This is a genomic window from Roseburia sp. AM59-24XD, from assembly GCF_003478445.1.
Lineage (GTDB): Bacteria > Bacillota > Clostridia > Lachnospirales > Lachnospiraceae > Jutongia.
Window position 1 is genome coordinate 1 of the sequence record NZ_QUET01000007.1, and the last position, 14,324, is coordinate 14,324.

Sequence of the window (14,324 nt, forward strand, 5' to 3'; positions counted from 1 at the left end):
GAAATTATTTAAGAAAAAGTTTTTATGTTGATTACTCTACTTTTAACAACATTATTGAATATATCAACATTGAACAAATAATGAAAACTCTGTAAAAAAATCATGTTGATAGCGACAAATTTTCTTTTAGAAGTTTGTCGTTTTTTTATGCCTGAAAGGAGGAAATTTTATTTGATTTTAGTTGTCGCAGAAAAGCCCAGTGTGGCGCAAACAATCGCTGCCGTACTTGGGGCAAAGGAAAAGAAAGACGGATTTCTCACAGGAAGCGGCTATATCGTTTCTTGGTGCGTAGGACATTTGGTAGGGCTTTCCGAAGCTGCCGCCTACGGGGAGCAGTATAAAAAGTGGAGCTATGACAGCTTACCGATTTTGCCGCAGGAATGGAAGTACACCGTTTCGGCTGACAAGGAAAAGCAATTCAAAACCTTAAAGGAGCTTATGCACCGGGCAGACGTTTCCGAAGTCGTCAATGCCTGCGACGCAGGGCGCGAGGGAGAACTCATTTTCCGTTTTGTCTATGAAATGGCGGGCTGCAAGAAACCTATGCGCCGCCTTTGGATTTCCTCTATGGAGGACAGCGCAATCAAAGAGGGCTTTTCCCGTCTGAAGAACGGCGAGGAATACGACGCGCTCTTTGCTTCCGCATTATGCAGGGCAAAGGCTGACTGGTTAATTGGTATCAATGCCACCCGCCTTTTCTCTGTCCTTTATAATCATACCTTGAACGTGGGGCGCGTACAGATCCCGACCTTAAAAATGCTTGTTGACCGGGACGCAGCGATTACCACTTTCAAGAAAGAAAAATACTACCATGTGCGCCTTGCCTTATCCGGCGCGGAAGCTGCAAGTGAAAGAATTTCAGATAAGGCAGAAGCCGACGCATTAAAAACGACTTGCGAAGTGTCAAAAGCAGTCTGTACTTCCCTTGTGAAAGAGAAAAAGACCGCAGCCCCGCCGAAGCTCTTTGACCTTACTTCTTTACAGAGGGAAGCAAACCGCCTGTTCGGATATACGGCAAAGCAGACCCTTGACCTTGCACAAGCCCTGTATGAAAAAAGACTTCTTACTTATCCGAGAACCGACAGCGCATTTCTGACCGACGACATGGGCGACACAGCGGCGGGCATTATCAAACTGCTTTGTGGAAAGTTTTCTTTTATGGCGGGAAAAGACTTCACGCCGGAGCTTGGAAAGGTGCTGAACAGTAAAAAGGTATCAGACCACCATGCCATTATCCCGACTATGGAACTTGCAAAGACCGACCTTGCCGCGCTGCCGGAAAGCGAAAGGAATATCCTTACCCTTGCCGGGGCGCGTCTACTTATGGCGACCGCTGCACCGCATACCTTTGAAGCGGTTACGGCAATCTTTGAATGTGCCGGACAGTCCTTTACCGCAAGGAGAAAAACGGTACTGTTCGACGGGTGGAAAGAGATTGACCGAAAATACAGGGCAGCCTTAAAGAACAAGACCGAAACGGACGACGCAGACAGCGACACAGAAAAGACTCTGCCGCCATTTACCGAGGGACAGACCTTTGAAAATCCGGCGGCAACGGTAACGGAGCATGACACAACACCGCCGAAACCTCACAACGAAGCGTCGCTGCTCTCTGCTATGGAGCGTGCCGGAAGTGAGGACACCGACCCGGACGCAGAACGCAAAGGGCTTGGAACTCCCGCCACCCGCGCCGCCGTCATTGAAAAACTGGTAAAGGGGGGCTTTGTGGAGCGAAAAGGCAAGCAGCTACTTCCCACAAAAGACGGTATCAACCTTGTGTGCGTCCTGCCGGACACATTGACAAGCCCGCAGCTTACCGCAGAATGGGAAAACAATCTGACGCAGATTGCAAAAGGCAAGGCAGACCCCGCTGCATTTATGGAGGGTATCGAAAATATGGCGCGGGAACTGGTAAAGACCTATCCGTTTCTTTCTGATGATAAAGCGCAGATGTTCAAGCCGGAACGGGAGGTGTTGGGAAGCTGCCCCCGCTGCGGTTCTCCTGTCTATGAGGGAAAGAAAAACTACTATTGCAGCAACAAGGACTGTATCTTTACCATGTGGAAAAATGACCATTCCTTTGAAGAACGAAAAGTAACCTTTACCCCGAAGATTGCCGCTGCACTCTTACAGTCCGGCAAGGTAAATGTGAAAAAGCTCTATTCCCCAAAGACGGGCAAAACCTACGACGGAACTATCGTATTGGCTGATACGGGCGGGAAATATGTCAACTATCGCATTGAACTGCCGAAGAAAAAATAACTGAATAGCAAGCATAGGAAAAGAGTACCCTTTTCCGTAAAATCCCTGCTTTCTCTACCGAGAACGGCGGGGATTTTTGCTTGTTGGGAAGTTCCCAAACCCTCTGAAACAGCAGAAAGGAGGTTACACATGGTAAGTTTACGGGACACCGTAAAGGACTATCAAGAAGAATTAAGGGACGGTATCGCTTGGGTGGCGTTTTGGAAAACGGGACGTTCTTGGAACGCCGAATATTTCCACCTTGAAATGAGCGACTACCTTTACCCGAAGGACAGAAGCCGCATGGAAGAAATCAAACAGGCTGACCCTGCCGCCGTTGTGGTAAACGGCTATTATTCCGGCTATCTTGGCGAGGATATGAACCTTGACGAGCTGACCGCCGGGGTGCACCGCCACTACGAAAACGGATATAGCAATATCGGGGAATTTATCGAAGTCCACGACGACAGGCTGCCGCCGGAGCTTATCGAGGAAGCAAGAGCCGCCGCCCACGCTGCGGCGCTTCCGTTCTCTGAAAAAGCCTACCGGGATGGCGAAGAACCCGACCCCTATCTATTTGACGGGAGCATGAGCATTGAGGACTACGAACTTATGCACCGCATGATTGAAAACGAAAGGAGTGAACGCATGGCAGAAATAAAAACAGGATATTCCACATACGACCATGACCGCTTAGACCCGGCAGACAGTATGAGGATAGAACGCAAGCTATATTTTGAACAGGACAAAGCCGATATTTCCGGGTTGACTGTCTTATCTATGGAACAGCTACGGGAAATCCGCGAGGAAAGCGCGGCGGCTGAACAGACAATTTATGAAGATTTGAAACAGCGGGCGGCTGCATGGGAAGCACAGGCAGGACAGACCCTTGCCGTTGATAAAGCCATTGAGTATGTGAGGACACCCGAAGTCAAGCATACCGCTAACCAGTGGGAAGCCGCAGAAAATGACCGCCATATCATTAGCAACCGCGTTTATCAAATGCGCTACCACATTTATGAGAATACCCGCTATGACCGGGAAAAGGAACAATCCGTTCCCTATGCGTGGACGCTCTCATGGAACGTTTACACCAACAGCCCGGACGGTTACAATCAAGCAAAAATCGCCGGACAGGAAAAGAAATTTGCAGACAAGGCAGCTATGGAAAAATATCTGAATGGGCGTATCAAAGCCTATCAGCATTTATTTACTGAAATATCGCCGCCTATTCCGAAAGAATATGCCTACCATTTCAAGATAAACGGGCAGCTTTTACCGAACTACACGATTGAGGGCGAGGAACGGGAACAGCCGACCACTGAACAGGCAGCACCCGTCCCGACAGAGCCACCGCAGAACATAGGGCAAAGGAACGAGCCGGAACAATTTGCAATTCTGATTAACAGCCGCAGCCGTTTTGAAACAGGCGAACCGGGCGGCGTGTGGCTTTCCATGCCGACCACAAAGGAGCAGCTTCACGAAGCTATGAGAACTGTCGGCATTACCGCTGACAATCCACAGGACTTTTTTATTAACGGATATTCTGATAATGAAAACAGGCATATTGCCTTACCCTATGACATGGTATGCGCCGCTGACATTGACAGCCTTAATCTTCTTGCAGCGCGTATCGCACAGCTTGACCCCGCAGAGCTTCCAAAGCTCAACGCAGCCTTGCAGCAGAAACAGGGATTTGAAAATATCGGACAGATAATTGATTTTACTTACAACGTGGACTATTTCGTACATATCCTCGGAGTGAACACGTCCCGCGACTTGGGCGACTATTACCTTAACAAATCCGGCATGGTGCAAATGCCCGAAGAATGGAAAAACGGCGTTGACCTTGCTGCTTTTGGAAAAAATGCTGCCGAGCAGGAGCAGGGCAGCTTTACCCCTTATGGCTACCTTGTGAAAAGCGGCGACGAATGGGAACGCCATTTTGAGGGGCGCGAATTGCCGGAGGAATACCGCATTATGAGTTATCCGAAGCCGGAACAAAGCGAACAGGACAAGATTTTTATGGACGCAGCCGCCACAGAACAAACCGCCCCGGCGACAGCCATAGAGCCGCAAAAGCCCCGCCCGGTTATCCCTATCGTGCTGACAAGCGAAAAACCCGCAGAAAAGATGAAAGAGATTACCGACCGTTTGGAGCAGGGCATTACAGAACTCTTTGACAGTGAACGCTACAAAGAATATCTCAAAGTTATGTCCCGCTTCCACAATTACAGCTTTAACAATACGCTGCTTATCGCCATGCAGAAACCCGACGCTTCCCTTGTGGCAGGATTTACAGCTTGGAAAAATAACTTTCAGCGCAACGTAATAAAAGGAGAAAAGGGTATCAAGATTATTGCCCCGTCGCCGTTCAAGGTAAAACAGCAAACGGAGAAAATCGACCCACATACAAGGAAGCCTGTTATGGGGAAAGACGGGAAACCTGTCATGGAGGAAAAGGAAGTCACCATACCCGCTTATAAGGTGGTATCTGTCTTTGATGTGTCGCAGACCGAGGGAAAAGAATTGCCGGATATTGCGGTTGACGAGCTGACTGGGGACGTTGACCGTTACAAGGACTTTTTCATAGCCCTTGAAAAGACTTCTCCTGTCCCTATTGGTTTTGAAAAAATCACAGGTGGCGCACATGGCTACTATCACTTGGAGGATAAGCGTATCGCTATTGATGAGAGCATGAGCGAGTTGCAGACCCTCAAAACCGCTATCCATGAAATCGCCCACGCAAAGCTGCATGATATTGACTTAAACGCCCCGAAAGACGAGCAGCAGCCCCGCGTTGACCGCCGTACCCGCGAGGTGGAAGCAGAAAGCGTAGCCTATACTGTCTGCCAACATTACGGACTTGATACGTCTGATTATTCCTTTGGATATGTCGCCGGTTGGAGCAGCGGGCGGGAACTTGCGGAGCTGAAAGGCTCTCTTGAAACAATCAGAAGCACCGCTGCCGAGATAATCAACAGTATAGATGAACATATCGCACAAATCCAAAAGGAGCAGGACAAGGAACAGGCAGCCCCCGCACAGGAGCAGCCGGAACAGGAAGCCCCACAGGACAAAGACACCTTTTCCATTTATCAGATAAAAGGCGGGGACGAAACAAGGAACTTGCGTTTTGAACCTTACGACCGTCTGACTGCCACAGGACACCGGGTAGACCCGAAAAACTATGCGCTTGTCTATTCCGCAGAGCTTACGCCGGGGACTTCCCTTGAAGATATTTACACCCGCTTTAATATCGACCACCCGAAAGATTTTAAGGGACACAGCCTTTCCGTTTCCGACATGGTGGTGCTTCATCAGAACGGGCAGGACACCGCCCACTATGTAGACAGCTTTGGTTATAAGGAAGTGCCGGAGTTTTTCAAGGAGCAGGAAAAAGCCCTCATTCCCGACGACTTGGAAACGGGCGAAACAATCAAAACACCGAGGGGGACTTTCTATGTAACCGCCATGAGCCGCGAGCAAATGGAAGCTGCCGGATATGGATTACACCACCAGTCCGACGACGGAAAATATTTAATTATGGGGAACGGAACGCGGGCGTTTGCCATTTTCGCAGAGCAGCCGGAAAACTATCTGAAAGCTGCTGAGCAGACCACCGAGCAAAACTACAACATGATTGACGGGCAGATAAACAACACCCCGACCGTTGCAGAACTGGAAGCAAAGGTAAAGGCAGGAGAAACCATTTCCCTTGTTGACCTTGCGGAAGCTGTCAAGGCTGATAAGGAACGCGGAAAGGCAGCAAAAACGGAAAAGAAGCCCTCTATCCGGGCGCAGCTTAAAGCAGATAAAGAAAAGACCGCACAGAAAAAAGCGACAAAATCAAAAAATCACGAATTGGAGGTATGAGCATGATTAGACTGACCGTTGAAGAAACGAACCTGTTGAGCATTTACAATGAGGGCGGTAAGCGCGGGCTTATGGAGAACATCAACGCTGCGCTGCCGTTCATGGACGAGGATATGCGGGAACTGGCGAAGCGCACCCTTGCAAAAATCGCACCTCTGACAGAAAATGAGTATGCGGAGCTTGCTATTTTCGCCGCTGATGAGGTATGACCGGGGGTAAGCGGCTTACGCCGCCCCAAAGCCGAAAAGTCAACAGCCTTGTAAAAAAGGAGTGCTGCAACTGCGATAACGGACACTGTATTTTACTGGACGACGGGGAGGAATGTGTCTGCCCGCAGCTTATTTCCTATTCGCTTCTATGCGAATGGTTTCAGACTGCCGTACTTCCTCTTGATAAGCTGCTGTATGCAGAGCTTTTCAAGACCGAGGATAAAAAGCGTTGTACCGAGTGCGGAGTTTCTTTTGCGTCCACCTCTAACAGTGTAAAATACTGCCCGGACTGCCGGAAGCGTATTACCCGCAGACAGGCAGCGGAGCGCATGAGGAAACGACGCGCCCTTGTTACGCAGTAGGGGCAAAAAAAGCCTTATTTTATGCGGCTCTGACAGCCGTTTTCTAAGGCGGTAAGGGATTAAATACCTTTCCCCTCAAAATAGGACTTTTACTGCGTAACACATACTTAAAACGCACCTACAAGAAATGGGGCGCGGACAGTCATTTACTGGCTGTCTGCGCCCCGTTCTTTTTGCATTATAGAGGTAATGTACCTAACAATGCGATTATTCCAGATGCTATTAAGCTTCCGCTTGCACCAACGGCTAAGTCTTTGAGAATACGCAAAGACTTTTTCACGATACCGACATCTTCTTTACTTTCAACTGCTTTAATTGTGTCCTCAATAATTGTTTTTACATTTTCAGAATTTTCTTTGAAAGTTGTTTGAAATTGAGGAAAATCAACATATTCCCTTATCTCTTTTAAAACTTCAAGAGCCTTGTCATAATTGAATGTCTGTGAGTTAGTCATTTCTTGCGTAGCACCATCGGAATTTTGCTGTATTTGTATTCCATTAGCGTTATCTCCGATAACTATTGTTGCTCCTTTTTCTCCAGCTTCTTTCAAGGCAGCGACTATTTCGTTATGTCTGCGTAATTCCTCGGCTTCTTTTTCTTCTCGCGCTTTTTGAATGCTTCTAATGGTTTGTTCCTGTTCTCTTTGTATTCGTGCCATTTGGTCTTGTACCGGATTTACATATTGCATGGTTTTTGTCAAATCCAGACTAAATTTTGATAAATCAATATCTTTGAAGTCTGACATAATTAAATATCCTTTCATTTTCTTTTTGTAATAGGGATTACTCTGGAATAATCTGTGCTAAATCGTCCTCTACATCAAGCCCATAAGATTTAGCAATTTGTCCTATCATAATGCCAAAAACACCGCGTAATTCACCAACCGCAGAAGTGAAAATCCAGTTGTCAATATTTCCGCTTTGGCAAGCATAGCAGCGGAAATCTTTACGGTCTGGACATTTACTTAAAAACTTATTACAAGCGTTACGCATTGCTCGAACATAAGAATTAAGTTCTGAATTTTCATCAATTTGCTGAAGTTCAGATGTAAGATAATTCTTTATTTCTGTAACTGATGTAATACACGGACATACAGATTCATATTCATATGCAGAATACAACACCCTGCGAGGTTCAAGAAATACAATTATGCGCCGAGCAATACTTCTTTCAGTATCAACAGGGTTCCACGATAATCCAAAAATAGGGCAACTAATACCTGTAAGCCTATTCATTATTTCTGAAAATCTCAATGTCCTTCACATCCTTTCTATTTTTTTAATTATACTATAAAATTATGAATAAATCCACCATAGAAGGCTATCCACGCTCTGGTTCCTTGCCCCGTTCCTGTTCTTTGCCCTGCCGCAAAATACTGTCTATGTTCTGTTTGATAACGTCGTATTCCTTGACCTGTTTTTTCAGCTTGCCATAATCAGTGTAAAGGACTTCTTTTTGCGCTTGTAGTTTCCCGTATTCTTCCTGCATGGCGGCAAGGTTGGGAAGTTTAGTAACGCCCGCCGCTTTCAGTGTCTTTACTGCTGCTTTGTGGAGTATCAGACTGCTTTCCTGCTTTGCCCGGTACGCGTCCTTATCCTTTGCCCTGCGGTATGCTTCATAAACAGGCTTTGTCTTTTGGTAGGTGGTAACGTGCTTCATCAGCACTGCCATGTCTGCAAGATGCTTCTCCACGCTCTTTAATGCGTCTGCTGTCTTTACATTTTCCGCATTTATTTCCTCAATCCGGCTGACTAAATCTGCGTACTGCTCAATCTTATGTTCCGTCAAGAAATTCATAGTCTTTGCAGCCAGTTTCAGATTATGGATTTTCGCCCACTGTTCATAGCCCCGGCTCTCTTGTGCTTGATACTGTTTTCAATGTCGATAAGCAGCGATACGCCGCGCTGCTCTTTGGGAGCTTTCGTCGCCTTTGTGCGCTTGCCCTCTATCCGTTCTCTTATGGCTTCTTCTGTATAATCTACACCGAGAGTTTTTAAGCGGGTAAAGCGTTCCTGTCCGGGAGCGCGGCAGGAGATATATTTTCCCGGCTTTATCTCATAACCCGCTGCCTGTAACCGCTGCAACAATTCTTCAAAACTTGCTACTTGGGGGATAAGCGTATCAACGGCAATTTTCAGCTTGCCTTTCCAACTTGTACCGACCTTTTCCGCTTGATATTCTGCATAGCTTTTTCCCTTGCTGCCTTTGCCCGGAACGACAACAGACAGCCCGTTTTCCCGGCACAGCTTATCGCTCATGTTCCGTATGCCGTAGTAACTGCGTTTGTTGGAATTGTACTTATGGTAGTCAACAAAATTGACCGCACAAAAAATGATATGGTTATGGATATGCCCTTTGTCTATGTGGGTAGTTAAGACGTATTCATGCTGTCCCTTTGTTACCGCGTCGGCAAGCTGCTTTCCGATTTCGTGGGCTTTCTCATAGTCTACTTCTCCCGGCTCAAAGGACTGTATCAAATGGTGGGCGAGATTGTTCCCTTTCTCTATGGCTTGTGCAAGCGTAAATCCGAACTCAATGTCTGCCGTTTCATAGCTGCACCCAAAGGAGGACACAAGCATTTTCCCGTCTGTTTTATCCGGGTTTTGGATATAGTCAAGGGCTTTGCTCAACGTGCTTTTAATAGGCTTAATCTTTGTAACCGCCATATCTCCGCAAGCACCCCCTTTATTTCCTCTATGTCCTCTTGGTAGACGCTGCCTGTCGCATTGACACGCTTTGCAATCTGATTGATGTTGACCCCGATTTTCTGTATCTCTGCTGTCATGGCTTTTATGTCGCTATGGTCTGTCTGAATGATATACCCGTCAATGGCAATCTTGCGAAGATACGCCGCCATGTTCCGGGTGGGGACGAGCTTCATTTTCTGTTCAATCAATGCCCTTTCTTCCTCTGTTACATAGAATTTGATTTGTATTTTTCTTTTGCGTCCGTTCATGCAATCGCTCCTTTCCATTCCGAGGGTTTGGGACACTTCCCAACAAGCAATTTTCAACCGACACACCGCAGGACGGGAGGGCGAAAATACGGAAAAGGGTACTCTTTTCCTATGCTTGCTAAGAAAGTTTTTTCCTCACTTACCACTACAACGAAACTTCCAGTATGCCAAAAAAAGTGCAAAAGAAAAACGCCGCAATCCTGCGACGCTTCAATCACTTTATGCAGACAAAAACGAGGGAACTTTATTCCCCCGTCCTGTCGTTGTTGGCTTCCTCTATGCCTTTTGCAGTAGCAGACATGATTTTTAAGTCCGTTTCGCTCATAGTGTCAAGCATGGTATCGAGCTGACGGCGGCGTGTGGACTTCTCCTGTTCCCGTTCCGGGAAAAAGAACTGGTCTACTGATACGTCAAGCAGGGTTACAAGCTCATACAAAATCTGTAAACTTGGGTGCTGCCCGCTGTTCTCAATGGACGCGATATATCGGGGCGCAATATTCAGCGTGTCGGCTAACTGATTGCGTGATATTCCCTTTGCTTTTCTTGCTGCTTTAATGGCTTGTCCGAAAGCCTTAAAATCAAATTTCTCTTTACTCTGCTTCATAATCATTTCACCCAGTTACATTTTACCGTTCACCTTTCTTTCAAGATATGAGTACACATATCATAGTATTGATAGTAATAGAGCATAAAACATGCAGAGTAAGGTTGCTATCACTCATACTGCCATATATAATATCTAATGACATCGAAAATTAAAGAAATTGATTAGAAATAGATTTTTGTTTGATAATCTTAAATCAGATATTTACAAGGGAGGTATATTTATGGCGCAGAGTATTTTAATTGTAGACGATGAAAAAGAAATTGTATCAATGCTGTATTACTATTTCAGCAAACTTGGATATACGGTATATACTGCAACAGCAGGAAATGCTGCATTAAAAGAAGTAGAAAAAAAACCTGACATTATTTTGTTAGACGTTAATATGCCAGATATTGATGGATTTACTGTTTGTGAAAGAATACGGGATTATGTTTCATGCCCTATAATTTTTTTAACAGCACGCATTGAAGATAGTGATAAAATAAAAGGATTTTCTATTGGCGCAGACGACTATGTAATAAAACCATTTTCTGTTGATGAATTAGAAGCTCGCATTGCAGCACATCTTCGCAGAGAAAAAAGACACAATACATCTTTAAAGGTGCAATTTGATGAAGATATGGTTATAGATTATTCCTCACGTATTGTGTTTTATCATAATAAGGATATGGCTTTTACCAAAAAAGAATTTGATATAATATCTTTCCTTTCGCAAAACAAAGGAATTGTTTTTGACCGGGAAACTATTTATGAAAAAGTTTGGGGATTAGACGGCATTGGTGATAATACAGTTGTTACAGAACATATCAGACGTATTAGGGCAAAATTTTTATCTTTAGGCGATAGACCTTACATTGAAACTGTTTGGGGGTGCGGATATAAATGGAAAAATTAAAGAGAAGCAGATTGTTCAATCGGTTAAATAGCATGAGTATTAGAATGTCCTTTGTTCTTTATGCTTTGTTTTCGTTGTTGATTGGAATAATTATTTGTATATTTTTAATTTCAATGGTTGACAGATACAGAATAAATTTAAACTATAAGTATGAAAATATGTCAACAAGGTATGATATACCGGAAAATGGCTCATTTACCGCCACTTATAGTAATGACCAAACAAAATATACAATATTTGACACGAAAGGAAACGAGATATGCAAGTTCAATGTTGATTATCAAAAAGAACGCCCAGTACACGAATATGTCTATCCGAACCATGTTTCATATATCGAAGTTTTACCTAATTTTACAAGCCGGGATAGGCTTATTGACAGTGCTTTAGGTTCATTAAATATTGCAATTATTCCTATCGTATTATCTATTAGTATGATATGTTGTGTAACATTTTTTATAAAAAAATTATCAAAACCCATTAAGCTATTAACTAATGCGTATCATAAAATTGAAGCAAATGACTTGGATTTTGCGTTATCATATCCCTTGAATGATGAAATGGGAAAACTTTGTTGTGCTTTTGAAAAAATGAAAGATTGTTTAGCAAAAAACAACGAAATAATGTTACGGCAATTTGCTGAACAACGACGTTTAAATGCTGCCTTTTCACATGATTTACGCACTCCTTTAACCTTACTAAAAGGTCATGCTTCTACGTTGCTTTCCTTTATCCCAAAAGGCTTAGTATCACAGGAAGAAATAATGGAAGAAATATCTGTTATGTCAAAAAATGTTGTGCGGCTTGAAAAATATGTAAATGCCATGACAAACTTATATAGATTGGAAGAAATTGAAATGCCACGCCAGTATATTCAATTCCATTCACTAATAAACAGCTTGAATGAAACAGCAGAAGCCCTTTGTTGTGACAAACGCTTTACGATCACATCAAAAAATGATGATATAGCCTTGTTTATTAACTTAGATACGGTCATGCAGATATATGAAAATTTACTTTCCAATAGTATCAGATATGCAAAAAATAATATTACTATCGGAATAGAAATACAAAATAATGATTTAGTTATATCTGTTTCGGACGATGGTTGTGGTTTTAAAATTAGCGATATCGAAAAAGCAACTTTGCCATTTTATAAATCATCAAAAGAAATATCTACTGAACATTTAGGATTGGGTCTGAATATTTGTAAGATTTTAAGTGAAAGGCATGGTGGAAATATTCAAATTTCCAATAACGAAACAGGTGGAGCTTGTGTTACCGTAAGAATAAATTATAGTGAAAGTTGATTGAAAATAGATATTTAGTTGCTAAGATATACTCAAAAGAAAGGAGATAAGGACAAATGAAAAAAATAATATGTATGTTTATTATGTTATCATTATTGGTGTGTATTGTTGGGTGCAGTCAAGCAGAGGATAGTGGTAATCAATTAGTGCAGGATTATTCCGAAGAATATGAGGTTTCTCCTTATGGAAATGAAGAAGAACTTGACACTTTGAAAGATTTAAAGATTTCATTGAGTACAGAAAATGATTTAGATTTGAAACAGCTTTCTTTTCTAATCGAAAATACTTCTGATAAGGAATACCGATATTCACCAGAATATTTTGAAATAGAAGCCGAACAATCCGGTACTTGGTATCAGCTAAAACAGCTTAATGACCCCTCAAAGAATAATGAAACAGATTGTATTATTAAGCCCGATGAACAGTTACCATTAAAAATAGATGTCAAAAGTTTTTATGGAGAGCTGCCCGCTGGACACTATCGCTTGATTAAACAATTTGCTTTCTTTGAGCATGAGAGAGATTGGGATTACGACACATACAATTTATCTTGTGAATTTACAATCAAATAAGAAATATCTACTCCATAAGCAGGAAACAAAAAAAACCGCTTATGAAGTAGAAAGTACTCATGCCTCTATAACGGCGGTTTTGAAATAACAATCAAAGCCGCCGTTTTCCTTTTTAAAAAATGGATTTGCGGGGGGTGTGTTGAAGTCGCCCTTTTCTAAGGACACGGCGGTATCCGGGAGGTATTGTCATGTCCTTTTTTCTATACCTAATGGGTTACTATCAAAAAAAGCCATTATCCACCGACGGGGTATTCCGGCTATGTAGATGAACTATCAAATCAATTAAATACTGCTGTTATTTCCTATGCGTCTGTCTGCATTTTGCAGGCAGGCGCATTTCGCATTTTACAGAAGATTTTTCAAAAACTTTGCCCTCTTTTTGGCAAAGCAAAAAGTCGCCTGTATTATCCCGCGAAAAGGGGAGGTACTACCGCCTTTCGGCAGAAAGGAGGTGAACACCATGACACCTAATCGCAGGAAATTTGAAAAGCAATGTACGTTTCAAAAGTTCTGTAAATCAGTGCTGCACAATGAAGCGTGCAACGCCCATGAAGAAATTCGTCGGCGCAGAGTTCGGGAAGTTACTTTTTCCGACCTTGCCTTGTATGAGGAACGGCAGCTTTATACCGTCGATAAGTATTTTCAAGACGAAGAAGCAGAGCCGTCTTATCAAATGGCAGGAAAAGAAATAACCCCAAAACTGCTGCTTGAAGCTATCCGGGCTTTACCCGAAGAACGGCGCAAAATTGTACTGATGTATTACTTTGAGGGATTGACTGATGTAGAAATCGGAAAGCAGCTCAATATCTCAAGAAGTACGGTACAGTATCGCCGGACAAGCTCCTTTGAGCAGTTAAAAAAATATTTGGAGGAAAACGCTGATGAATGGATTGAATGGTAAACCGACCGAGTACCCGGAAAATGCCCTTGTTCCCTATCCCGTTATTTTGGCGGCGAGCAAAGGCGACCCGGATGCAATGAAGATTGTATTGCAGCATTTCAGCGGCTACATAGCAAGTCTTTCCATGCGGAAGCTCTATGATGAGCGAGGAAATGTTTATTTTGGAGTAGACAAAGAAATACGCGAAAGGCTGCAAGCAAAACTGATGAGGGCAATCCTCACATTTAGGGCTGAATAAAGCAACGCGGTATTGGAACGCTTCCCCCTTTTCCGTTCCATATCGCAGAACAGCCCTCTGCTCTTTGACAAAGAAAGCGGCGCAATAGAACGGCGACGCAGCATAGGACAAATCAGATACATTCGATATATGGGGAGCCGTTGGGCTGATACGCCATGAC

General features: G+C 43.8%; 13 protein-coding genes and 1 pseudogene. 9 read left to right on the forward strand and 5 right to left on the reverse strand.

All coding sequences use genetic code 11. The features are described 5' to 3' along the window. Window positions 1–147 precede the first annotated feature (147 nt). The 4 genes from DXA20_RS04355 to DXA20_RS04370 all read left to right on the forward strand — a co-directional run bounded on the left by DXA20_RS04355 (window position 148) and on the right by DXA20_RS04370 (window position 6,688). Entirely contained in the window at window positions 148–2,262 is a 2,115-nt protein-coding gene (locus tag DXA20_RS04355; RefSeq protein ID WP_199877051.1) for a DNA topoisomerase 3, read from the forward strand. 129 nt (window positions 2,263–2,391) lie between these two features. Then, entirely contained in the window at window positions 2,392–6,117 is a 3,726-nt protein-coding gene (locus tag DXA20_RS04360; protein WP_158577131.1) for a YodL domain-containing protein, read from the forward strand. After that, entirely contained in the window at window positions 6,114–6,326 is a 213-nt protein-coding gene (locus DXA20_RS04365; RefSeq protein ID WP_022617838.1) for a transposon-transfer assisting family protein, read from the forward strand. The genes DXA20_RS04360 and DXA20_RS04365 overlap by 4 nt, the downstream gene beginning before the upstream one ends. After that, window positions 6,323–6,688 carry a cysteine-rich VLP domain-containing protein gene (locus tag DXA20_RS04370; RefSeq protein WP_077711839.1) on the forward strand — a complete coding sequence of 122 codons (366 nt, stop codon included), beginning with the start codon at window positions 6,323–6,325 and terminating at the stop codon, window positions 6,686–6,688. Before DXA20_RS04365 ends, DXA20_RS04370 begins: the two co-directional genes overlap by 4 nt. Window positions 6,689–6,866: 178 nt before the next feature. On the opposite strand, the gene DXA20_RS04375 is transcribed toward DXA20_RS04370, so the two are convergent. The 5 genes and pseudogenes from DXA20_RS04375 to DXA20_RS04395 all read right to left on the reverse strand — a co-directional run bounded on the left by DXA20_RS04375 (window position 6,867) and on the right by DXA20_RS04395 (window position 10,248). Next, complete coding sequence (locus DXA20_RS04375) at window positions 6,867–7,433, reverse strand: hypothetical protein (protein ID WP_118288584.1); 567 nt, start codon at window positions 7,431–7,433, stop codon at window positions 6,867–6,869. Between the two features lie 37 nt (window positions 7,434–7,470). Further along, window positions 7,471–7,941 carry a DUF6650 family protein gene (locus tag DXA20_RS04380; protein WP_147363200.1) on the reverse strand — a complete coding sequence of 157 codons (471 nt, stop codon included), beginning with the start codon at window positions 7,939–7,941 and terminating at the stop codon, window positions 7,471–7,473. 67 nt (window positions 7,942–8,008) lie between these two features. Beyond that, a pseudogene (locus DXA20_RS04385) lies at window positions 8,009–9,354 on the reverse strand (relaxase/mobilization nuclease domain-containing protein). Further along, entirely contained in the window at window positions 9,315–9,644 is a 330-nt protein-coding gene (locus DXA20_RS04390) for a plasmid mobilization protein (RefSeq protein ID WP_011861100.1), read from the reverse strand. Before DXA20_RS04390 ends, DXA20_RS04385 begins: the two are co-directional and overlap by 40 nt. 244 nt (window positions 9,645–9,888) lie before the next feature. After that, window positions 9,889–10,248, reverse strand: coding sequence for a helix-turn-helix transcriptional regulator (locus DXA20_RS04395; protein WP_025578915.1), 360 nt, complete (start codon window positions 10,246–10,248; stop codon window positions 9,889–9,891). A gap of 223 nt (window positions 10,249–10,471) precedes the next feature. Here DXA20_RS04395 and DXA20_RS04400 point away from each other — a divergent pair, with 223 nt between their 5' ends. From DXA20_RS04400 to DXA20_RS04420, 5 genes are all read left to right on the forward strand, one after another. Then, window positions 10,472–11,146 carry a response regulator transcription factor gene (locus DXA20_RS04400; protein WP_118288581.1) on the forward strand — a complete coding sequence of 225 codons (675 nt, stop codon included), beginning with the start codon at window positions 10,472–10,474 and terminating at the stop codon, window positions 11,144–11,146. Next, window positions 11,134–12,453: a HAMP domain-containing sensor histidine kinase gene (locus tag DXA20_RS04405; RefSeq protein ID WP_118559451.1), complete on the forward strand. Its 1,320-nt coding sequence runs from the start codon at window positions 11,134–11,136 to the stop codon at window positions 12,451–12,453. The genes DXA20_RS04400 and DXA20_RS04405 overlap by 13 nt, the downstream gene beginning before the upstream one ends. A gap of 56 nt (window positions 12,454–12,509) precedes the next feature. Then, the gene (locus DXA20_RS04410) at window positions 12,510–13,025 is read left to right on the forward strand and encodes an immunoglobulin-like domain-containing protein (protein ID WP_118288579.1); all 516 of its coding nucleotides are present in this window, start codon (window positions 12,510–12,512) and stop codon (window positions 13,023–13,025) included. A gap of 460 nt (window positions 13,026–13,485) precedes the next feature. Next, the gene (locus DXA20_RS04415; RefSeq protein ID WP_118559452.1) at window positions 13,486–13,926 is read left to right on the forward strand and encodes an RNA polymerase sigma factor; all 441 of its coding nucleotides are present in this window, start codon (window positions 13,486–13,488) and stop codon (window positions 13,924–13,926) included. Further along, window positions 13,907–14,164 (forward strand): helix-turn-helix domain-containing protein, encoded by a 258-nt coding sequence (locus tag DXA20_RS04420; RefSeq protein WP_118288578.1) that lies wholly within the window; start codon window positions 13,907–13,909, stop codon window positions 14,162–14,164. The genes DXA20_RS04415 and DXA20_RS04420 overlap by 20 nt, the downstream gene beginning before the upstream one ends. The last annotated feature ends 160 nt before the right edge of the window (window positions 14,165–14,324 follow it).